The sequence below is a fragment of the Mycobacterium sp. 20KCMC460 genome (assembly GCF_022179425.1).
Classification (GTDB): Bacteria; Actinomycetota; Actinomycetes; order Mycobacteriales; family Mycobacteriaceae; genus Mycobacterium; species Mycobacterium kiyosense.
This window is the reverse complement of record NZ_AP025524.1, coordinates 3,262,875-3,284,830: the sequence shown is the minus strand read 5'-3', so window position 1 is coordinate 3,284,830 and position 21,956 is coordinate 3,262,875. Positions and strand designations below refer to the sequence as shown.

Here is a 21,956-nt window from a genome sequence, read left to right as displayed (position 1 = left end):
TTCGGCACCGGAGTTCACCGTCCGGGCGCGCAGAACTCAGCGGAACACGCCGGGCAGGCTCAGCGTGGACAACGTGTCGTCGGACAACGGATTGTCGTTGACCATGTACGTCCACGTCGAGGTGGGGCGCGCCAGCTTGGACAGATCCAGTCCGGGTTCGTCCTCGAGGACGTTCGCCGTTTCGAAGGTCTGCTGCGCCGCCTCGATCGCGTCGGCGGCCAGTGACGCGAACGCGTCCACCGCCATCCGGTGAAACTCGTCGAGCGGGTTCTGCCGGCCCAGCGCGCGCAGGTGGATGCTTTCCCGGATGTCGGCCAGATAGGCCAGATGGTCGGCCCAGCCGCGGTCCAGGTGATACAGCATGATCAGTCGACAGATCTTCTCCAGCCGCTCCTCGGAGAGGTCCTCGGCCAGTTCCTTATACCGCTTGGGCGCCAGCTCCTCCAGCTCCTCGCGCGCGGTTGCGGTGCGCAACAAGGTATTTCGCCGGTCGACGATGATGGCCCGCTGTTGGGCGATCAACTGGTTGTAGCGCCAGGTGTTGGCGTGCACGTCGAGCATGCGGCCTTCGGCAACCCGCTGCGCGTGGTCGAGCAGCCCCGCCGCTTTGGGGCTGACGATGCGCCCATCCTCGTCGGTTTGCATCGGCAGTTTGTTGTGATCCAGGTTGGCCGCGACGACGTCGTCCTCCCAGCTGGAGAAGAACACCGACGACCCCGGGTCACCCTGGCGCCCCGCCCGGCCGCGCAGCTGGTTGTCCAGCCGCTCGGTGTGGTGCCGGCCGGTCCCGACGACATGCAGCCCGCCCAGTTCGGCCACCCGGTCGTGGTCGGACTCGTCGGATCCGCCCAGCCGGATGTCGGTGCCCCGGCCGGCCATCTGGGTCGAGACGGTGACCGCGCCGTACTTGCCCGCCTCGGCGATCACCGCCGCCTCCTCGGCGTCGTTCTTGGCGTTGAGCAGCACCGCGGGAATGCCGCGGCGCACCAGCCGCTCGTGCAGATCCTCGGATTCGGCGACGTCGCGGGTGCCCACCAGCACCGGCTGCCCGGTTTCGTGCACCTCGGCGATGTGTTCGACGATCGCGTCGTTCTTGGCCGCTGCGGTGATGTAGACCCGGTCGGACTCGTCCTCGCGGATGTTGGGGGTGTTCGGCGGGATCGGCGACACACCCAGTTTGTAGAACTGGCGCAACTGCTCACCGGCGGCCAGGGCGGTGCCGGTCATCCCGCACACCGTGGCGTAGCGGTTGATCAGCGCCTGCACCGTGATGGTGTCGAGCACCTCACCGGTTTCGGTGGTCTCGATGCCTTCCTTGGCCTCGACGGCGGCCTGCAGCCCGTCCGGCCAGCGCTGCAGCTGCGCGATCCGGCCGCGGGAGGAGTTGATCAGGTGCACGGCGTCGTCGCGGACGATGTAGTGCACGTCGCGCTGCAACAGCACGTGCGCGTGCAGTGCGACGTTGACCTCGGTCAGGGTGGTGCCGACATGTTCCTCCGAGTAGAGGTCGATGCCGCCGAGCGCCTTTTCCACCTTGCGGGCGCCCGCCTCGGTGAGATGGACGTTGCGGCTGTCGGAGTCGGTGTCGAAGTCGGTCTCCGGGTTCAGCCTGCCGACCAGCTTGATGATCTCCACTCGCGGGGTCTCCCGGTGGCTGGTGCCGGCCAGGACCAACGGCACCAGCGCCTCGTCGACCAGAACCGAGTCGGCCTCGTCGATCAGGGCGACGTCCGGATTCGGGGAAACCAGGTCCTCGACGTCGGTGACCAACTGGTCGCGCAGCACGTCGAACCCGATCTCGTTGACCGAGGCGTAGGTGACGTCGCAGCCGTAGGCGGCCTTGCGTTCCTCGCTCGTCGACTCCGCCGTGATCCAGCCGACCGTCAGGCCCATCGCCTCGATCAGCGGACCCATCCACTCCGCGTCGCGACGGGCCAGGTAGTCGTTGATGGTGACGACGTGGACGTGCCGGCCGGCCAGCGCGTAACCCGCCGCGGCGATCGCCCCGGCCAGCGTCTTGCCCTCGCCGGTGGCCATCTCGATCACGTCGCCGGCCAGCATGCGCAGGGCGCCCAGCAACTGCACATCGAACGGACGCAGCTCGGTGGTCCGCTCGGCCGCCTCCCGGGCGATCGCCAGGAACTGCGGAATGTCGGCGGAGTCGGCGAGGTCGTCGAGGTTGAGCAGCCCGGATGCCTTGCGCAGCTTCTCGTCGCTGAGGTCGGCGGCTTCTTTGTCGAACTCCTCGGAGGCGGTCACCACCGACATCGAGCGGCTGCGGTCCTTTTCGGTGCTGGCGCCGAGCAGCCGCCAAAAGCGGCTGGTCAACCGGCCAGGTTGCGAGCGGGTGGTCTTAGGCACAGCCCAACGGTACGCGGCCGCGATCAGGCCAGGTTCGAGCGGCGTGGGTAGGCGACGCTCGGGTCGGTGAGAACGTTGACGACGGCGGGCTGTCCGCTGGCGAACGCACGTTCCAGTGCCGGGCGCAGCTCGGCGGGCGCCGACACCAGCTCGCCGTGGGCGCCCAGCGCCCGCGCCACCTCGTCGTAGCGGGTGCCGGGACGCAACTCGGCCACTACCGAGTAGCCGTACAGCGCCTCCATCGGATGCTTCTCTAAGGCCCAGATGCCGTTGTTGCCCACCACCGACACCACCGGAACGTTGTGCCGCACCAGGGTGTCCCATTCCATGCCGCTGAACCCGAACGCGCCGTCGCCCTGCAGCAACACCACCTGTCGCTGCGGGTGCGCCAGTTTGGCGGCCAGCGCGTACCCCGGTCCCGAGCCCAGGCAGCCGAACGGCCCGCTGTCCAGCCAGCATCCGGGTTGGTAGCTGTCGATCACCCGGCCCGCGTAGGAGCCGAAGTCTCCGGCGTCGATCACGACGATGGCGTCACGGTCCAGCAACGGCGCCAGCTCCGCGTACACCCGCATCGGGTGCAGCGGGATCCGGTCCTCGGCCAATTCAACCTGTTCCTGGTCGCGCGCGGCCCGCTCGACGGTGCGCAGCTCGTCGATCCAGGTCTGGTGATCGGTCGTGCGGGCTGTGCCCAGCCCGGACAGGACCGCGGTGAGATCGCCGTACAGCTCAGCGGCGACGGGGCGGGGATGCGCCCGCTCGGGTCGGACGCGGTCGACGACGACCAACTGAGTCTCGACGCCGAAGACGCCCCCGAAACCAAGCCGGAAATCCATCGGCACCCCGATCACCAGCGCCACATCGGCTTCCTTCAGGGCTTTCGACCGTGCCCGGCTGAAGGCCAGCGGATGGTCGGCGGGTACCACTCCGCGAGCCATCCCGTTCATCAACACCGGTATCCGCAGTCGCTCGGCGAGTCGCAGCAACGCGGTCTCGGCGTGCCCCCACCACACATTGGTGCCGGCCATGATGACGGGCCGCTGCGCCGTGGACAACAGATCGACGGCCCGATCCAAGACGTCGGCGTCCACGTCCGGACCCTTCGCCGGCACGGTCAACGCCCCGGGTTCACCGCGGTCGTCGGCCATGGAGAACACGTGATCCATCGGGAAGTCGACGAATCCCACGCCGGACGGGGCGGCCACAGCCGCCTGCAGCGCCCGGTCGACCAGGCGGCCGGCATCGTCGGCCGACTGCGCGGTGGCGGCGAAGCGGGTCAGCGGCGCCACGAACGGCACGTGGTCGATCTCCTGCAGCGAGCCCATCCCCCAGCGCAGCGCGGGCGCCCGGCCGCCGAGCACCACCAACGGCGACTGGTTCTGCTGCGCCGCGGCCATCGCACTCATCCCATTGGTGATGCCCGGACCTGCCGTCAACGCGGCCACCCCCGGCACCCGGGTCACCTTGGACCAGCCCTCGGCGGCAAAGGTCGCGGTCTGCTCGTGGCGGGTGTCGATCAGCCGAAGACCCTCCTCGCGACAGCCGTCGTAAATGGAGAACAGATGACCACCGGACAGGGTGAAGACGGTGTCGATACCGCTGGCCTTGAGCCGGCGGGCGATGAGGCGGCCGGCGTGCACGGTTTGGGCGGGGACGGCTTCGGTGGTCATGACCGGAGCTTATCGACTCGTTCAGGTACGTTCGCCCAAGGATTTCCGTCGCGCAGTCGCCGGAACACCCTCGACTGTCAGGAGACGAAGACCTTGGGTCCGGAACCGTTCACTCCGAAAATCGACTGGTCTCACGCGCTGCAGGATTCGGTGCGCTGGTTGGCCATCGCGTGGGTGGTCAGCGCCGTATGTCTGTTCCTCGCGCTGGTCCTGATGCGGTTTCTGACCCCGTGGGGCCGCCAGTTCTGGCGGATCACCCGCGGCTACTTCGTCGGGCGCGAAAGTGTCCGGGTGTGGTTGATGCTGGGCGTGCTGCTGCTGTCGGTATTGATGTCGGTGCGCCTGGATGTGCTGTTCAGCTACTTCACCAACGACCTGTATTCCTCGGTTCAGACCTTCGTTCAGGGCGACGCCGCCCATCGGGACATCGTCAAGCAATCCGGTAAGCACGGGTTTTACGTCTCGATGGCCGTTTTCAGCATTCTGGCGGCCATCTTCATCGCCCGGTATCTGGCCGACATCTATCTGCTGCAGCGGTTCCTCATCTCGTGGCGGGTCTGGCTGACCGGCCATCTCACCGATGACTGGCTGGCCGGCCGGGCCTATTACCGAGACCTCTTCATCGACAACACCATCGACAACCCGGACCAGCGCATTCAGCAGGACATCGACATCTTTACCGCCGCGAACACCGCCGGCACCCCCAACATGCCGTCCAATGGCACCACGCAGACGTTGCTGTTCGGGGCCGTCAACGCCGTCGCCTCCGTGGTGTCCTTCGCCGCGATCCTGTGGAACCTGTCCGGGCCGCTGAATGTCTTCGGAGTGGTGTTCCCGCGCGCGATGTTCTTGGCGGTAGTGGTGTTCGTGTTGATCGCCTCGGCGGTCGCGTTCTGGCTGGGCCGCCCACTGATCGGACTGAGTTTTAACAACGAGAAGCTCAACGCACGATTCCGCTATGCACTGGTGCGGCTGCGCGACGCCGCGGAAGCCGTCGGGTTCTATCGCGGTGAACGTGTCGAGCGGGCGCAACTCTGGCGGCGCTTCACCCCGATCATCGACAACTACCGCCACTTCGTCCGGCGCTCGATCATCTTCCACGGCTGGAACTGGTCCATGTCGCAGATCATCGTCCCGCTGCCGTGGCTGATCCAGGCGCCCCGACTGTTCGCCGGCCAGATCAAATTCGGCGATGTGACGCAGACTGCGGCCGCGTTCGGACGCATTTCCGACTCCCTGTCGTTCTTCCGCAACCAGTACGACGCGTTCGCCTACCTGCGGGCGGCCATCATCCGTCTTCATGGGCTGGTGATGGCCAACGAGCAGGGCCGTGCGCTGCCGTCGGTGCTGAGCACACCGTCCCAAGACGGGTCGGTGGAGCTGCACAACGTGGAAGTGCGCAGGCCCGACGGTGACAGCCTGGTCGATCCGCTCGACGTTCGGCTGGAACCCGGCCACTCGCTGGTGATCACCGGCCAGTCGGGTTCCGGCAAAACGACGCTGCTGCGCGCATTGGCCGAATTGTGGCCGTACGCATCGGGTTCCCTGCACTGCCCCGGCGGCGCGAACGAGACGATGTTCCTATCGCAGTTGCCGTATGTGCCGCTAGGTGATCTGCGCAGCGTGGTGTGCTACCCCAACGCGGTCGACGCGGTGTCGGACGCCGAGTTGCACGAGGTGCTGACCAAGGTCGCGTTGGTGCCGCTGATCGCCCGCCTCGACGAGGAGCAGGACTGGGCAAAGGTGCTCTCGCCGGGTGAACAGCAGCGGGTCGCGTTCGCGCGCATCCTGCTCACCAAACCCAAGGCCGTGTTCATGGACGAGGCGACCTCGGCGCTGGACCCTGGACTGGAATACGCGCTCTACCAGCTGGTCCGCACCGAACTGCCGGACTGCATCGTGGTCAGCGTCAGCCACCACCCCGCGGTGGAGCAATATCACGAAAGCCAGCTCGAACTGCTCGGCGACGGGCACTGGCGGCTGGGGCCGGTCGAGAAGGAATTGGCGAAGGCCTAGCGCGCCTGCACCCCGCGCCCCCGCGCGGGCTCCGGCGCTGGGACGTTTTACCGCGCCTGCACCCGCGCTGCCGCGCGGGCTCCGGCGCTGGGACGTTTTACCGCGCCTGCACCCGCGCTGCCGCGCGGGCTCCGGCGCGGCGACCGAAGAACGACCCCTCCCCCAGTTGCGTCCCGCTGGCGTACCCCTTGCCGTCCTGGGCGATGTTGGACGCACACGCACCCGCGGCGAACAGCCCGGGGATGACGCTGCCGTCGTCGCGCTGCACCTCACCGTCCAGGGTGACCGCGAGCCCGCCGATGGTGAACCCGGAGTACATCGCCCGCCCCAGCGACAGGTCGAACACCGCCCACGGGCTCTTGTCTTGTGCCGCAACGTATTCCGGCTGCTTGTGAAAGTCGGGGTCCTCGCCCCGGGCGGCGTGTTCGTTGTAGCGCTGCAGCGTCGCGGCGAGATTGCCCGCCGGGATGCCCAGCGCTTCCTCCATCTCGGCGATCGTCTCGTAGCCGTCGAGGAACTTGATCAACGGCATCTCGGGCATCTGCATGTGCGCTTCGTCGACAATCAGGTAAGCGGTCTGCTCGGGCTGCTCGAGCACGAACGCCGAGGTCCGCGAATGGTAGGAATCCTCGGCGACGAACCGCTTGCCGTCCTTATTGACGATCACCCCGGTGAGCAGGATTTCCGGCGGATACGCCGCCGCGGTGATGAACAACTCGTCCATGTTCTTGGTGGCCGCACCGGCCGAGACGCCCAGCCGGATGCCCAGCCCGTCGTCGTTCGGGTTGCCCAGGATGTAGGGCGCCACCAGGCCGTGGTGTTTGGTGCGCCGCGGCTGACCCAGCGCGGGAGTGTGCTCGGCGACCATCTCGGGATTCATGGCGAAACCGCCGGCGGCGATGATCACCGCATTGGCCCGGGCCGCGCCGGTCTCGCCGAAGTGCTTCCAGGTCACCCCGACCACCGCGCCGCCGTCGTCGACGACCAGGTTGGTCGCGCCGGTCTCGTAGCGGATCAGCACCCCCAGTTCGTCGGCGCGCTTGACCAGCAGGTCGATCACCATGGCAGCCCCGCCCAACTCGCCGGGCACCGGCACCGAGTGCCCCCGCGGCGCCGGCACGGCTTGCTCGCAGAACGGCCACACCTTCTCGTTGCCGGTGTAGCTGAGTCCTTCGGTGCCCGGCGGCACCACGACCTTGCCCGGGTAGAAGCTGCGCTCGAACTGGAAGCCAAGGGCCTCAAGCCAATTGAAATGTTCGACGCTGCCGTCGCAGTAGGCGCGGATCTTGTCGAGTTCGGGTTCCCGCGACGCGGCGACCAGGTATTTGTACATCTCGTCGGGCGTATCGGGGTGACCGGTCGCCTCCTGGACTGCGGTACCGCCACCCAGGTAGAAGTGGCCGCCGGCCATCGAGGTGGTGCCGCCGGCCGCGGCGGCGCGCTCGAGCACCAGCACCCGCGCTCCCGCGGCCGCAGCGCTGACCGCCGCGCACCCGCCGGCGATGCCGAAGCCGAGCACCAACACGTCGACGTCGTCGGACCAGGACGCCACCGTGTCGGCCTTGACCGTGGCGGGGATCTCGGTGCTCATCGGCGCGCCTCCTGCTCGTCACTACGGTGTGCATCGTCGTTGCCGCGGCTCACTTGTTGCTCCTGCTTTATGTAGTCGTAGAACGCTTTAATCTCGGGCGACAGGTACGCGATCTCGACATACGGCACCCCGGCATTCGGGGCCGCTACGTAGGCGAACCGGATACCGCCGGCCATTACCCCCTGCTGCACTACCTCGGCGCCCTGCTCGGCGGCATCGACCAGAGCGGCGTCGAATTGCTCGCGGCTTTGGGCCTCCATGCAGATGTGGTGCAAGCCCGCGCCGTGGTCGCGCAGGAATTCACTATAGATATTCTCGCCGCGGACCGGTTCGATCAGCTCGAGCTGCATGTCGCCGAGGTAGCTCAGCGAGATGTGCGCGACGAAGTCGGCGGGCTCGCCGCGATAGCTGCAGGCGTCCGGAGCAAAGTGGACATCGGGGATACGCACCCATTTGCGGGCGCCTAAAAGGCCGGTGAGGGCCTTTTCTGTGGCAGCGAGGTCCGACGTGACCCACGCGATCTGGACGGGTGATTGAACGAGGAGGTTCATCGCTTCGGAGGATATCCCAGCCGGTCGCCCGTCAGAACTGCCGGGAAGCAATTTGCCGTCGCCGCCACCGGCGGCCGTGATGAGCTGGACTGAACATGTTCTAGTTCCGTCCGCCGAACATGTCCAGCAGCAGGTGCACCTGAGTGTCGAAGACCGCGCGGGCGTCGGTGAGGGTATCCGCGCCGTATTGGCCGAACACTTCGAGACTGATGGCGCCCACCAGCCCGGCGAACAGCAGGAAGCACTTGCCCATCACCCGGTCGTCGCCCGGGAACGAGTACTCGCTGCGCAGCCGCTCGAAGTCCGACGAGGTCGGTTGTGCCACGTGGTCGTTGGTCAACACGATGTCGCCGGTGGTGATCCCGGCCGCGACGGCGTCCAGCAACGCCGCGATGACCCGAGTCCCGGCCGGGACGGTGCGCTGTGCCGGTGCGTGGTACCCGGGAACCGGGCTGCCGTACAGCAACGCCCAGCGGGCGGGGTGCGCGACGGCCCATGCCCGCATGGCGTGTGCCATCGCGTTCACGTCGTCGCTCCACGAATCGCCGGTGGTGTCGTCGCGCGCCCGGTCGACTTTGTCGGCGAGATCGGTGTACGCGTCGACGAGCAACAGCGTCAGCAGTTCGTCGCGACTGGCGACGTAGCGGTACACCGCGGAGGACACCATGCCGAGGTCCCGGGCAATCGCGCGCAATGACAAACCAGCCGCGCCGTGGTCCACCAGATGTCGGCGGCCCAGCTCGACGATCTTGGCCTCGATCTGATCCCGCGACTCCTGGCGTTTGCCCACGGCCAAGTCTGACACAACCGAGATCACCGCTCTTGCTTTTTGCCGGCGGGCGTGGCACGGTAGCATCAACAGAGAGCACTGCTCTCTCAGTGCGCACGGAGGTCGGCATGTCGATGCATTACCAGCAACCAAGCCGGATCGAGCGCAGCGCGAACACGCTGATGCGCTGGCTTGCCGAACTGGGGATCGGCATTGCCGGAACGCGCGCCCTGCGGGTCCGCGGACGCAAGACCGGTACACCGCGTGGTGTGGTCGTCAACCTGCTGACCGTGGACGGCACGGATTACGTGATCTCACCGCGCGGCGACACCCAGTGGGCACGCAATGTTCGGGCCGCGGGCGTCGTCGAACTGGGCTCGCGCTGGCACAGGGAATCCCGCGCCATCAGCGAAGTCGCCGACGACGTCAAGCCCGCCATTCTGCGGCGCTATCTGGCTCGCTGGTATTGGCAGGTCAAGGCGTACGTGGGCGGGCTGACACCCGAATCGGACGACGCGGATTACCGTGCCGCCGCACCGCGGATCCCGGTATTCGCGCTAGCCAAATGAGCTAACTCGCCCCCGCGCCCATATCCTGGCGGGCCTGCTCGGAAGCGCTCTGCCAGGACACCGCTGCCGGGAAGTCGCCCCACATGCTGTTGAAGATCCCGATGAGCTGGCCGACGCCTCCCGACGACAGATACACCGGTCCACCCGAGTCACCCTGCTGGGTCTGCACGCCGTGGGACATGGTGAACCACCCGTTGTTGACGCTTTCCACCGTGCCGCAGGTTTCCCCGGTGGTCACTCCGAAGTGGCAGACCGCCTGTCCGGGCGCGGCGACCACGCCTGGGCTCGCCACCAGTCCCCGGCCCCCGGGCAGGATGTTGCTCATCGTGACGTTGCTGGCCAAGGCGATGGCCTCGTAGTCGTCGATGGGCTGGTCGGTGGCCACGGTGGAACCGGTGGGGGTGTTGTCGCGGGAGGCCACCACGCGGCCGATCGGGTTGTTGTCCCGGTCGTAGACCATTCCTCCGCGGCAGTGCCCGGCGCTGTACGCCGTGCGCCGCGGAATGTCGACAAAACCGAGAGTGCAGACGTGGTTGTCCTGATGAATCTCCATGCCCGGGAAAACCAACGTCGACTCGGCTGCGGCAGTGGCCGGCGACAGCCCGGCGGCCACCATCGAGACAGCCGCCGCGGCCGTGCATGCGCGCAAGGTCAGGCGATACAAAACCGACTCCGATCCGTTATGGCCGACGAAGCGCCGACCTGCACTTTCAGGTTACGTCGTAACCACCCCGACACTAAGTCTTCGCGCAGAACGCTGGCGGCGTTACCGAGTGCTCGCCACCGGGGCGACTTTGCCGTTGCGATCGGCGCCGCCGGGAGCCCAACCGGGCGGCCCGAAAACGTAGCCCAGCCGGTCGCGCAGCCGGCTCGCCGAGCGCCAATCCCGCGCGATCGCGACGTATTCGTAGGTCTGCAGTTTCCAGATGTTGAACGTGTCGACCTGCTTGGTCAGCCCGTAGTGCGGCCGGAACAACTCCTCTTGGAAGCTGCCGAAAATCCGGTCCCACAGGATGAAGATGCCGCCGTAATTCCGGTCCAGGTACACCTTGTCCATGCCGTGGTGTACCCGGTGGTGGGACGGCGTATTGAAGACGTACTCGAACCACCGGGGCAGCTTGCCGATCCGCTCGGTGTGCACCCAGAACTGGTAGATCAGGTTCAGCGACCAACTGAAGAACACCATCCACGGGGGCAATCCCAACAGCGGCAACGGCACCCACATCAGGATCTCGCCGCTGTTGTTCCACTTCTGTCGCAACGCGGTGGCCAGGTTGTAGTACTGGCTCGAATGATGAGCCTGGTGAGTGGCCCAGATCAGCCGGACCCGGTGTGCGGCGCGGTGATAGGCGTAGTAGAGCAGGTCGACTCCGAGCAACGCGACGACCCAGGTGTACCACTTGCTCGCCGACAGATGCCATGGCGCAACGTAGGCATAGAGGGCGGCGTACCCGAATAGGGCCAACGTCTTCCAGGCGGCGGTGGTGGCTATCGACACCAAACCCATCGAGATGCTCGTCATCGAATCCCGGGCGAGGTAGGCGCCCGAGGCGGGCCTGGAATCGGCGGGGTCCCCGGTGCCGGCCGCGGCGTCGAACTTCGCCAACTTGCGGGCGGCCGTCCACTCCAGCGTCAAAAGCAGCAGGAAGAACGGAATCGCGAACAGCACCGGGTCCCGCAGCTCGGCCGGCAGCGCCGAGAGAAATCCGGTCAGAGCATGCACAGCAAAACAGATTACTGATTGCGGGATCGCTGTGTGCCGGGTTGTGTCACGGTAGACGTTGATGGCGATCAACGAATTCAAGATCAGGGTGGCCCGCCCGATCCGCAAGCCGCACGTCACGCAGCGGCTGCTGCGCGCCTCCGGTGTTCGCAACCGGTTGTTCCCGGCGGCGAAGCTGGAACATTGGGCGGCCAACCCGCGCCCACCCTACTGCGGGCTGCCCTCCAAGCTGGTGCTCAAGAAGGTCGACGTGACGCGCACCGACCTCAACGGCCGCCCGGTCTACCAGGTCACGCCTCGGCACATCGGTCCCGACGAGCTGGGCGGGCACGTGCTGTACCTGCACGGCGGCGCGTACGTGCTGGACCTGCTACCCCACTTCCATTGGCCCGCCATTGCCCGGCTGGCCCTGACCCTGCGCCGATCCCTCACCGTGCCGATCTACCCGATCGCCCCCGAACACACCTACCGCCAGGTCTTCCCGTTCCTGTTGCAGGTCTACCGCCGGATGCTGGACACCTGGGAGCCGGATTCGATTGCCTTCATGGGTGATTCGGCCGGCGGTGGGATGGCGTTCGCGCTGTGTCACGCGGTGCGCGACGCCGGGCTGCCACAGCCCACTGACGCACTGCTGCTCTCGCCCTGGATGCACCTCGGCCTGCCCGCCCCCGAGGTGCTGACGGTGGCAAAGATCGATCCGTTCCTCAACCTCGATGACCTGCGGGCCGCGGGCCTCCGCTACGCGGGCGGTGACCCCTTGGACCACCCGCTGCTCAGTCCGAGCATGGGTCCCCTGGACGGCCTGCCCCGGCTGACGGTCTTCACCGGAACCCACGACGTGCTCAACCCCGATGCTCGCGCCTTCCGCAACCGTGCGATCGCCGAAGGACACGACATCGGGTGGCACGAACTCGAGGGCGGTATGCACACCTGGATGCTGCTGCCCGGGCAGAAGGCAAGGGTGACGCTCGGACAGATTCGGCAGGTGCTGTCCGGGTGAGCCGAGTGCTGGTGCTCGCCGCCGGCTTCGCCGGGCTGTGGGCGGCACGGGGGCGGCGCGCAGACTCGACGAACTAGCGGTCCAACCCCGGGGCGGTCGCTGCCGCGGTGGTGAGCCCGCGGCCGTTTCCCGACATCCGGGTCCGCAGCCGCGGCCCTGATCAGTCGGATTGCGGGGCGGGCAGTCCGGCGGCGCTGGTCTCACCGGCATACCAGTGCACGGCGTGGACGCCCGGCTGCAAGGACAATTCGGCCACCAGATTCTCCAGCCTGGCCGGCGAGTGACCGTCCAGCAGCACATGGGCGGTCAGCGTGATGTTGTCTTCTCCGCTCGCCCCGGTGTGGATGCCGCGCAGGATGATGTCGTTGCTGCGGGTGTGCTGCACGATCTGGGCACGGGCATACTTCGCCGACTTGGGCCGGCAGATCACCTGGACCTGATACGGCTCGAGACCCTCGTCGTCGTCGCCGGAGTTGTCATGGTCGATGAGACGGCCCAGCGGGCGGCCCAGCAGATGGATCAGGACGACGGTGCCGGTGGCGATCAGCGCGAACACCAGATGCCCGGATGCGGCCAGCACCCCCACCGCCGCCGAGCACCACAGCGTGGCAGCAGTGTTGAGACCGCGCACGTTGGCACCCTCGCGCAGAATCACCCCGCCGCCGAGGAACCCGATTCCCGACACCACATAGGAGGCCACCCGGGTGGCGCTGGTGTCCTCGGTGGCCACGGCGTACAGCACGAACAGTGTCGCGCCGGTGGCCACCAGCGCGTTGGTCCGCAGCCCCGCCATCCGGGCTCGCCATTGGCGTTCGAAGCCGATCAGCGCGCCGCATCCCAGCCCTACCGCCAGGCGGAGCGCGAACTCGGCGTTGGTCAGTGTGTGCACCGTGCCCGCCCCCCTCTCCCGATTGCGAAACGGCATCAGCAGGTAATCAGATTTGGGTTAACACCAGGTGGAGGGCAGGCAAACCAGGAGCTGAGGGCTGCCCGTCAGAAGTAGCCACCTTCGGGTTGCCCCAGGTGCTCGGGGCAATACGTGTTCGATGCGATGGCCGTGAACAGGGCGGCGCCGTCCAGGGTCAGTGCCGGGTTCTGGTTCTTCACGTCGGTCAGAACCTGCAGTCCGGTTTCGCCGTTGCGCATCAGGCCGCACACGGCTTGCGCGGACGTGATCGCCCTGGCCGGATCGGGAACGGCGATACCGGCATTTTTCAGGGCAGCGAGAAACGCCGCGTCACTGCCGCCGGGGTCGCCGGGGTCACCGTGCACGGCCGGCGCCAGACTCAGCAACGCGACGGCGCCCACAACCGCCGGCAGAAGTCTCGCGTGGATCACCAGAAACGCCACCTCTACTGCGCGTCGGGCAGCGTGACCCTGGGTTTGTCACCGCTGGACACGTGCACCGCGTGGATTCCGGGCTTTTTGGACAGTTTGTCGAGCAGCCCGTCCAGCCCCGCTTTGTCGACGTTCCAGTGCTGTACCGCCTCCGGTTCCTGCTGCAGCTTGGCGATCACGCTGTCCAGCTTGACCGGCTCCACCGGGCCCTTCTCACCGCCGGCACGGGCCCGAGCACCGCTTCCGCTGTAGACCTGCGCCCCTACGCTGCCCACCGCGCCGCCGGTCAGGCTCCCCAGGGCCATCTGGTTGACCAGGTCGGCCGGAATCCCCGCCGCGGGGGCGGCGGCCATGCTGGTGGCCGGCAACACGTTGGAGACCATCCGGATCGCGGGCGTGGCCGATGCCCAGCTGGGCGGCACCGACAGCTTTCCCACCACGTTGGCCTCCCCGGCACCTGCCGACACGGCACTGGTGAGTCCGCCGGTCGGCGCCATGCCCAGCCCGGCTCCCAGGGCAGATTTGGGGATGTTCTCGAGTGGCGGCTTCCAGAACAGCTTGAACTCGGTCATGCCCAGGTTGGGCGCACTCATGACGTCGTTGGCCACCGTGCTGAATCGGCCGATGTCGGCGACGATACCGAACATCAGCTCCCAGGTCGGACCGCCCACCGTGGTGCCGGTCAGGGTGTTGAGCAGTTCGGACATGCCTTGCATGTAGGCGGTACCGGCCTGACCGAGCGCCTGCAACGCCTGCAGGACGACGTCGAATGGGAAGGCGGGCGCCGCCGTGGGAGCGGCGGTCGCAGCCGCGGTGGCCGCGGCCGTTCCGGCGGCCAGCCCGCTGGCCTGCCCCACCGCCGCTTGCTGACCGGCGAGTCCGGAGGCGTCGGTGACCTGGGGTGGTTCGGCGTACGGCGTCAGCTTGGCCGCGGCGGCCGAGGCGTTGGCGTAACCGAACATCGCGGTGGTGTCCTGGGCCCACATCTCCCCGTACTGCGCCTCGAGGGCGGCAATCGCACCGGTGTTCTGCCCGAAGATGTTCGTGGCCACCAGCTGGGCCAGCTCACTGCGGTTGAGCGCGATCTCCGCCGGCGGCACCACCGCGGCGTAAGCCGTCTCGTAGGCGGACACCGCCGCCTTCGCCTGCTCGCCCGCCGCCTTGGCCTGTGTCGCGGTGGCGGACATCCAGCTCACGTAGGGCGCCACCGCGGCCGCCATCGCGCCCGACGACGGACCGGTCCATCCGTCGTTGACCAGGCCTTCGATGATCGCGCCGTAGGACGCGGCCGTGTCCTGCAGTTCGGCCGCCAACGCGTCCCACGCGGTGGCCGCCGCGATCATCGGCCCCGCACCCGGACCCGTGTACATCAGACCGGAGGTGATCTCCGGTGGTCGCGCCGCAAAACTCATCGGCCCCGCCTTCCGTTCAGTCCGCCGGTATCACGATGATGGTCGCCGTGCTGGCGACTTCTTCACCGGCTGCCGCGGCGCCGGTGGCGCCGGCAGCGCCGTTGCTGACGGTGCGCACGGTGGCGCCGGCCAGCGCGCGCCCGGCCAGGCTGGCCATGGCCATCTCCCCGAACAGCCCCCCTTCGGCCGCCGCGGGGACGGCGGCGAGAGCCTCCGGAGTCGCACCCGGCAGCACCGAGGCCATCGTCCGCAGCACCGGCGCGGCCGTCACCCAGCCTCGCGGCACCGACAGCGACCCGACCAGGGTGGATTGCCCCAGGGACGCGGTGGCCCCGCCCGGCGCGACGGACGCGACGTAGCCTCCGCGCAGCGGCGACAGGCCGGCGATCGGCTTCCCGCCGCTGTTCAGCAGGGTGGCCACCCCCGGCGCGTTCTGCGACAGGCCGAGGATCTGCAGGCTGAACAGCCACCAACCGCCACCCAGCACGAACGGAATGATCGGACTGTAGGCACCGGTTATGGCGGCAAAGAAGGGTCGGATAGCTGCGGCGAACGGGTAGATGCCTTCGACGACGTTGCCCACCGGCGTCGTCGCCGCCGGAGCGGCGGATGTCGTCGCCAGGCTCTGCAGCATGGACGGGAACAGGTTGACCAGCTGCGTCAGCTGCGACTGGACGTCGGTGGCGGCCGCGCTGCCGGCAGCCTGGCCGACGGCCGCCGCTTGATCGGCCGCCCCGCCCGGGGCGGTGGTTTCCGGCGGCGCGGTGAAGGGCGTCAATACGGTTGCAGCCGCCGAGGATGCCGCGTAGGCGTACATGGCCGCGGCGTCCTGCGCCCACATTTCCGCATACTGGGCTTCCGTGGCGGCGATCGCGGCCGTGTTCTGTCCCAGCAGATTGGTCGCAATCAACGTCATCAACAGCGCCCGGTTGGCTTCGATCACCGGCGGCGGCACCGTTGCGGCGAAGGCGGCCTCGTAGGCCCCGGCCGCGAGCTTGGCCTGGGCAGCGGTTTGCTCTGCTCCGGTTGCGGTCGCGGTCATCCAGGCCACATAGGGAATGGCGGCGGCGGCCATCGATGCCGCGGCCGGACCGTGCCAGGTTCCCACCGTCATACCGTCGATCGCCGCGCCGTAGGACGCCGCCGTGGCATGCAACTCCGCGGCCAGCGCGTCCCAGGCCGCGCCCGCGGCCAGCATCGGTCCGGATCCCGCCCCCGTATACATTCGTCCAGAATTGACTTCTGGCGGCAGCGCCCCGAAGTCCATCTAGAATCCCCTCCGCTCCTTCGGTGCCAGCCATCGTAATCACGGCTTTCCCGGTCGCGGGCCGAACTTGTGAGTCTCATATAAGACTCACCAAGTACCCCTATATCGCGCCGCGGGATTCCACGCGTGGCGTCGGCCGGTGCAATGGCTCGCGCCGAAGCTGGCGGACGTCTGCTGGTCAGGATTGCATTCCCCGGGTGCGCCCCCGCTCGGGCGCTGTGATCCCGGGCGTCCGTCGTCGTTACCCGATGAGCTGCCGCCGGAGCCGGTTCACCTACCGCGCGCCGCCGACGTACTCGTGCCGCTGCACGGCGGTGCGCCGGAAGTCGCAATTAATGCGGGCCAGAAATGACGGCAGCGCCGCGAGCAAAGCGTCACGCCTTCGATAGTTGATCTGGGCAACAATGTTTGGCGGAAATATCTGCACGCAGCGACATCTCTACCAGCGGAGGTAAAGGGTTACGCCTTGGACAGTTGATGTGGGCAATAGTATTTCGCAGAAATGACCGCAAATTCGGCCGCGGCGTCCAGGGTGAAGCCGGGGTTGCGCGTCTTCACATCGTGGATGAGTTCGAATCCCGATTCGCCGTTGTCCAAACAGGTGCACACCGCTTTGGCGGACGTGATTACTTGCGCGGGGCTGGAGTAACCGATATCGGCGGTGCGCAGGGCGGCAAGGAAACCGGCGTCATCGGTAGCCGGGGTGTCGTTGGTGATCGATTCGTCGCCCGGCTCGCCTTCCGCCGGTGCGGCAGAGCCGATCATGACGCAGGTGGCGATCACCGCCAGCAGCTTTCGCATGAGTACCTCCCTGAAAAAGTCGCCGACGATTCGGCGGTTTCACGAAATAGGTTGCAAACTAACCGGATTGCGCATCTGCCGGCACGACTTTCGGCGTGCTCTTGGTGAGATGCACCGCGTGCACGCCCGGCCTCTTGGCCAGCTGCTCGAGTAGAGCGTCCAGCCCTTCCTGGTCAACCGTGTGGTGCTGGACGCTCTCGGGCCGCTCGGAGATCTGGGCGACCATGCGCTTCAACATCTCTGGTGACTTGAGGTCTTTGAGGTCTTTGACCGGTGTGATCCGGCCCCGGGCGCCGGACACGGCCGAGGGAGCCCCGGCCCCGAAAGCACTTCCGGCCATGCCGGCCAACGACATTGAACTCAGCAGACCGCCCCGGCCCAGTTCGGCTGCCGGCACCGCCTCGGGCCCGGCGGCCGACAAGGCGGCGGCGACAGTGCGGATGGCCGGCGTGTTGGCTGTCCAGCTCGGCGGCACGGTCAACGATCCCACCAGGGTGCCCCGGCCGAAATTGGCAGTGGGACTTGGTGTTACCGCACTGGTCAGCCAGCCGCGTCCCCAGTGCGGGGTAAGGCCACCGCCCAATGCGTCCTTGGGTAGCTCACCGAAGCTGGATATCGACTTGGGGCCGAACTTGAGGAACTGCGATGCCGGAAAGTTGACCAGCAATCCGATGTCGTTGAACTGCGTGGTGAAGCCCAGCGGAACCTTCACCGCCGAATACAGCGTGGTGAACGTCGTTGCGCCACTGGAACCGAACAGGCCGTTGAGCAATCCGTTGATGGTTGCGGTGTAGTCGGTGCTCAGGTTCGCCCCCACCTGGAGTAGTTGCGTCAACGGGGTGCTCGCGGACAGGATCGACTGGGTCGCGGCGCCAACCGAGTTGCTCAGCGTCTGCCCAGCCGAAAGTGCCTGGTCGACCAGCCCCCCGACGTTGACGATCTGGGGCGGTTCGGTGAACGGCGTGATGTCGGTCGCGGCCGCCGAAGAGGCGGCGTAGCCGTCCATCGCCACCGCGTCCTGGGCCCACATCTCGCCGTACTGGGCCTCGGTCGCGGCGATCGCGGCGGTGTTCTGGCCGAACAGGTTCGTGGCCACCAGCGTCGCCAAGTAACTGCGGTTGGCGGCGATCTGCGACGGTGGCACGTGCCCGGCGAAGGCGGCCTCGTAAGCCGATGCCGCGGCAGCGGCCTGCTCGGCCGCCTGCGCCGCCTGTGCTGCCGTGCTGCTCATCCAGGCGACGTAAGGCGCGGCGGCGGCGGCCATGGCGAGCGACGACGGCCCCACCCAGGGTCCACTGGTCAGGCCGGCGATCACCGACGAATAGGACGTGGCGGTGGCCTGTAATTCGGCGGCCAGGCCGTTCCAGGCCGCCGCGGCGGCCAGCATCGGTCCGGATCCCGGTCCGCTGTAGATCCGGCCGGAGTTGATCTCTGGCGGAAATGCTGCGTAGAACACTGTTACCCCCTAGCTGGGTTCGCGTGCGTCATGGGTCAGTCCTCCAGCGGTGGGAGCACGAAGATCATGGCGGCGGCCGGGTCGGCTTCGGCGACCACGCCCCCGAGTGACGTTGCGACGGCGGCGCTGCCGCTACTGCCGCCCACGGTGGCCCCGAGTGCGCGCCCGGCCAGTCCCGACAGCGCCATCTGCCCGAACATGCCGGCCTCGGCGCTCGACGCGGCCGCAGGAGCCGCGGCCAGGTTCGTCGACAGGGTCGCGGCGAGGGTGCGGAAGGCCGGGGCGGCCGTGGTCCAGCTCTGCGGCACCGATAGCCCACTCACCATGGCGGCGCGGCCCATCGACGCGGAGGCGACGCTGCCCACCGAACCGGCGGCGCTCACATGCGGCGTCAGGGCCTGAGCGATCGGCGCCAAAGCGCCGCTGATGGGCTGGACGGGGGTCAGGAAGGACTGCAGTCCCTGTCCGTTCTGGGCGTACGCGTAGACCTGTCCGAACGACAGGAACGGCCCTCCGGGAACAGAACTCAAGCCCTGCAGCGAGTAGGAGCCGGTGAGGACGCTGAGCATCGAGTTCCAGTTCGCCACGTCTGTCGCCAGGGCCGGCGGCAACGACACCGAGGTCAGCTGGGGTAGGGCGAGCCCGGACAGCAACGAAGTCGACCCGGTCGTGGGCGCCGCCTGAAGCGTTGTCGCCATGCCCTGCAACGCATGCGGGATCGAAGCGATCAATTGGGACAGCTCGTTGCCGACGGTCGCAGCGGACTGGCTGCCGCTGACCTGCGAGACCGCCGCCGCTTGCGCGGCCGTGCCCGTTTCGGCGGTGGTCTGCGGTGGATCGGTGAACGACGTCAAACGCGTTGCCACTGACGATGACCCGGCGTAGGCGTACATCGCCGCGGCATCCTGAGCCCACATCTCGGCGTAGTGGGCTTCGGTCGTGGCGATCGCCGGTGTGTTCTGGCCCAGGATATTGGTGGCGACGAGCATCAGCAGCAACGTCCGGTTGGCCGAGATCACCGGCGGCGGAACCGTTGCCACGAACGCGGTTTCGTATGCGGCTGCAGCCGCCTTGGCCTGCGCACCGGCCTCGTCGGCGCGGGCGGCGGTGGCCGAAAGCCACGACACGTAAGGGCCGGCCGCCGCGGCCATCGACATCGCGCTGGGTCCCTGCCACGTTACGGCCACCAGGCCTTCGACCGTGGACATGAAAGCGGCTGCGGTGGAATGCAATTCGCTGGCCAGATCGTCCCACGCCGCCGCGGCGGCCAACATCGGCCCCGCGCCCGGACCGGTGTACATGCGCCCGGAATTGATCTCCGGTGGTAGCGCCCCGTAATCCACGCCTATCATCCCCTCACCCCTGACGGTGGTCATCGAGCTCGCCTCGGTCCATTCATGCGCTCTGCGCACCGGAACGCTTCGTTCTTGCGTTCCGTTGCTTATGCGAATTCGACGACTTCGGTTTTTCGGTTCTGCTGCAGCGTCGGTCCCGCGTGCATGAAAAACATGGGATTTCCCGGCTGCTGCGAGCTATCTTCGGAAGAAGATATTTTCGGCTGGTTCCCGCTGAGTAATGGGAATGTAAACAAGAGTTTTTGTGCAGTTGGTTTCAGTTATCACGCCGGGAGGCACGCAGCTGAATATCGTCAGCGCTGGTAAACGGCATATTGCTCCTGGCGCAACCGGTCAAATCTGATTTGTCGCACACAAACGACATAATGGTGTGAATCACTGAATTAATTACAGCCTGAATTCTCATTCGGCGTCAAAGAAATAATTGGCCGAATGTGTGGACGGTGGAGTTCAGGAAAAACGCTGCGCGTGCGCCGTCTCAGGTGGAGCCGGCATCGTCGGACCTTCGTCGCTTGCCCAGGGTCACGCGTGCTGCCGCCCGCAGGCGGGGCTCGCGGCCCGGTTGGATGCAAGCCGGCACTGGGGTTGCCGGCCTCGGGATCGCCGCATCGAAATCGACACCGCCGTGTTCGCAGCTGCGTGCCATGACGTCCCTCCTTACGTTAGGGATAACGTACGCAATCTGCGCGGACGAGGTCGTCTCAGGAGCTGCCAGATGGCTGTCTCGTCTCTGAAAGTCGGCTGTGAGCCCTGACTGTGGCCGCTCAACGGGTGTCAGGGGCGCGCAAGTCGCCGTTGCACAGGCCGCGCGGATCCACAGGTCGCGTACCGGCCGCTCGATCAGCCCGCCGCGGGCGGGCGCGGCATGATCGTCAGCTTGAACCCGTAGCGGGGCCCGTTGCCATAGTGCCGCGGCGCACCGGCGGTCATGACGCCCGGCACGCCCGGAGTGCCCGGGGCGCCGGGTGCCGCCGCGGCAGGTGCCGCCCCGAGCTCTCCGCCGCCCACCAGCGGGGTGGCGTTGCTTTCGACCACCTCGACGGCCGAAGCCCAGCTCGGTGGCACCGACAGCCGGCCGACCAGGGTGGCCTGGTCGCCTGCCGCCACCGCGGTGCCCGTACCCGCTGGCGGGAAGGTCGCGCCGGTCCACGAGGCATCGCCGGGGCCGGCGGCGCTCAGCGGTATGGCCGCGCCCGCCTCCGGGCCGCCCGCAGCCAGCGAGTCGAAGTCGGACATCGCCCCGGTGATCGCGGGCATGATCTGTCCGGGAGCGGTGTAACCCGCCGAGACGAAGCCGTTCACCAAGGTGGAGTTGAGGAAGATGCCGTAGGGGTTTCCGTCGTTGCCGTCCAGGAAGTTCAGGATGTCGGCGAGCAGGCCCGACTGGGGAACCGCATCCAGCGGCGAAGCCGGCGCCGCCAGGCTGTGCACGGTCGCGGACACCGCCGACGTCAGCTGCGACCATTCGCTCTGGATGGGACTGCTCGCGCCCGTCCCCAGAGCCTGGGAGACAGCAGAAGACTGTTCGGCCAGCCCGGCCGAGTCGGTGGTCGGGGTGGGTTCGGCGAACGGGGTCAGCGCGACCGCGTCGGCGGCGCTCGCCGCGTAGGCGTACATCGCGGTGGCATCCTGCGCCCACATCTGGGCGTACTCGGCTTCGGTCGCCGCGATGGCGGGCGCGTTGATGCCGAGGAAGTTGGTGGCCACCAACGCGACCAGCCGGACGCGGTTCGCCGTCACCACCGCCGGGGGCACGGTGGCAGCGAACGCGGCGTCGTAGGCCGCCGCCGCCGCGGCGGCCTGACCAGCGGTCTGGGCGGCCAGCGCGGCGGTCAGATCCAACCAGGCCAGATACGGCGCGACCGCTGCCGTCATGGCCGTGGCGGCCGGGCCGCGCCAACCGTCGCTGACCAGCGTCGACGTCACCGACTCGTACGCTGCTGCCGCCGACTGCATCTCGTCGGCGACGGCAGCCCAGGCCTGCATGGCGGCCAGCATCGGCGCCGACCCGGGTCCGGTGTACATGCGCAGGGAATTCACTTCAGGTGGGAGTGCTCCGAAATCCAATACCGGCACCTCC

At 67.6% G+C, this 21,956-nt stretch carries 18 protein-coding genes; 3 read left to right on the top strand and 15 right to left on the bottom strand.

Features of this window, described 5'->3' with window-relative positions:
• Positions 1-36: 36 nt before the first annotated feature.
• Together secA2 and MKCMC460_RS15140 are read right to left on the bottom strand one after the other, a co-directional pair.
• Complete coding sequence (gene secA2, locus MKCMC460_RS15145) at positions 37-2,361, bottom strand: accessory Sec system translocase SecA2 (protein ID WP_236983618.1); 2,325 nt, start codon at positions 2,359-2,361, stop codon at positions 37-39.
• A 23-nt stretch (positions 2,362-2,384) separates the two neighbouring features.
• The gene (locus MKCMC460_RS15140) at positions 2,385-4,028 is read right to left on the bottom strand and encodes an acetolactate synthase (RefSeq protein WP_236983620.1); all 1,644 of its coding nucleotides are present in this window, start codon (positions 4,026-4,028) and stop codon (positions 2,385-2,387) included.
• Positions 4,029-4,121: 93 nt separating this feature from the next.
• On the opposite strand from MKCMC460_RS15140, the gene MKCMC460_RS15135 reads away from it, so the two are divergent.
• Entirely contained in the window at positions 4,122-6,044 is a 1,923-nt protein-coding gene (locus MKCMC460_RS15135; RefSeq protein WP_236983622.1) for an ABC transporter ATP-binding protein/permease, read from the top strand.
• A 97-nt stretch (positions 6,045-6,141) separates the two neighbouring features.
• Here MKCMC460_RS15135 and MKCMC460_RS15130 read toward each other — a convergent pair whose 3' ends face one another.
• From MKCMC460_RS15130 to MKCMC460_RS15120, 3 genes are all read right to left on the bottom strand, one after another.
• Positions 6,142-7,635, bottom strand: a complete 1,494-nt coding sequence (locus tag MKCMC460_RS15130) for an FAD-binding protein (protein ID WP_236983624.1) — start codon at positions 7,633-7,635, stop codon at positions 6,142-6,144.
• Positions 7,632-8,186 carry a VOC family protein gene (locus MKCMC460_RS15125; protein WP_236983626.1) on the bottom strand — a complete coding sequence of 185 codons (555 nt, stop codon included), beginning with the start codon at positions 8,184-8,186 and terminating at the stop codon, positions 7,632-7,634. The genes MKCMC460_RS15130 and MKCMC460_RS15125 overlap by 4 nt, the downstream gene beginning before the upstream one ends.
• 100 nt (positions 8,187-8,286) lie before the next feature.
• Positions 8,287-8,976: a TetR/AcrR family transcriptional regulator gene (locus tag MKCMC460_RS15120; RefSeq protein WP_236984129.1), complete on the bottom strand. Its 690-nt coding sequence runs from the start codon at positions 8,974-8,976 to the stop codon at positions 8,287-8,289.
• Positions 8,977-9,083: 107 nt separating this feature from the next.
• Between MKCMC460_RS15120 and MKCMC460_RS15115 the strand changes: the two genes are divergently transcribed.
• A complete protein-coding gene (locus MKCMC460_RS15115; RefSeq protein ID WP_236983628.1) occupies positions 9,084-9,524 on the top strand; it encodes a nitroreductase/quinone reductase family protein in 441 nt (146 codons plus the stop codon).
• Position 9,525: 1 nt separating this feature from the next.
• On the opposite strand, the gene MKCMC460_RS15110 is transcribed toward MKCMC460_RS15115, so the two are convergent.
• Together MKCMC460_RS15110 and MKCMC460_RS15105 are read right to left on the bottom strand one after the other, a co-directional pair.
• Positions 9,526-10,188, bottom strand: a complete 663-nt coding sequence (locus MKCMC460_RS15110; RefSeq protein WP_370652820.1) for a hypothetical protein — start codon at positions 10,186-10,188, stop codon at positions 9,526-9,528.
• 102 nt (positions 10,189-10,290) lie between these two features.
• A complete protein-coding gene (locus MKCMC460_RS15105) occupies positions 10,291-11,247 on the bottom strand; it encodes a sterol desaturase family protein (RefSeq protein ID WP_236983631.1) in 957 nt (318 codons plus the stop codon).
• 61 nt (positions 11,248-11,308) lie between these two features.
• Here MKCMC460_RS15105 and MKCMC460_RS15100 point away from each other — a divergent pair, with 61 nt between their 5' ends.
• Entirely contained in the window at positions 11,309-12,247 is a 939-nt protein-coding gene (locus MKCMC460_RS15100; RefSeq protein WP_236983633.1) for an alpha/beta hydrolase fold domain-containing protein, read from the top strand.
• A 160-nt stretch (positions 12,248-12,407) separates the two neighbouring features.
• On the opposite strand, the gene MKCMC460_RS15095 is transcribed toward MKCMC460_RS15100, so the two are convergent.
• The 8 genes from MKCMC460_RS15095 to MKCMC460_RS15060 form a co-directional block, all read right to left on the bottom strand.
• A complete protein-coding gene (locus MKCMC460_RS15095) occupies positions 12,408-13,136 on the bottom strand; it encodes an MgtC/SapB family protein (protein WP_236984133.1) in 729 nt (242 codons plus the stop codon).
• Positions 13,137-13,240: 104 nt separating this feature from the next.
• The gene (locus tag MKCMC460_RS15090) at positions 13,241-13,597 is read right to left on the bottom strand and encodes a DUF732 domain-containing protein (RefSeq protein ID WP_236983636.1); all 357 of its coding nucleotides are present in this window, start codon (positions 13,595-13,597) and stop codon (positions 13,241-13,243) included.
• Between the two features lie 2 nt (positions 13,598-13,599).
• Positions 13,600-14,997 (bottom strand): PPE family protein, encoded by a 1,398-nt coding sequence (locus MKCMC460_RS15085; RefSeq protein ID WP_236983638.1) that lies wholly within the window; start codon positions 14,995-14,997, stop codon positions 13,600-13,602.
• Positions 14,998-15,013: 16 nt separating this feature from the next.
• Positions 15,014-16,264 carry a PPE family protein gene (locus MKCMC460_RS15080; RefSeq protein WP_238304499.1) on the bottom strand — a complete coding sequence of 417 codons (1,251 nt, stop codon included), beginning with the start codon at positions 16,262-16,264 and terminating at the stop codon, positions 15,014-15,016.
• A 459-nt stretch (positions 16,265-16,723) separates the two neighbouring features.
• The gene (locus MKCMC460_RS15075; RefSeq protein ID WP_236983642.1) at positions 16,724-17,065 is read right to left on the bottom strand and encodes a DUF732 domain-containing protein; all 342 of its coding nucleotides are present in this window, start codon (positions 17,063-17,065) and stop codon (positions 16,724-16,726) included.
• A gap of 58 nt (positions 17,066-17,123) precedes the next feature.
• A complete protein-coding gene (locus tag MKCMC460_RS15070) occupies positions 17,124-18,521 on the bottom strand; it encodes a PPE family protein (protein ID WP_238304497.1) in 1,398 nt (465 codons plus the stop codon).
• 35 nt (positions 18,522-18,556) lie between these two features.
• Positions 18,557-19,864 (bottom strand): PPE family protein, encoded by a 1,308-nt coding sequence (locus tag MKCMC460_RS15065; protein WP_238306005.1) that lies wholly within the window; start codon positions 19,862-19,864, stop codon positions 18,557-18,559.
• 852 nt (positions 19,865-20,716) lie between these two features.
• Positions 20,717-21,952, bottom strand: a complete 1,236-nt coding sequence (locus MKCMC460_RS15060; RefSeq protein WP_305071296.1) for a PPE family protein — start codon at positions 21,950-21,952, stop codon at positions 20,717-20,719.
• Between the last annotated feature and the right edge of the window lie 4 nt (positions 21,953-21,956).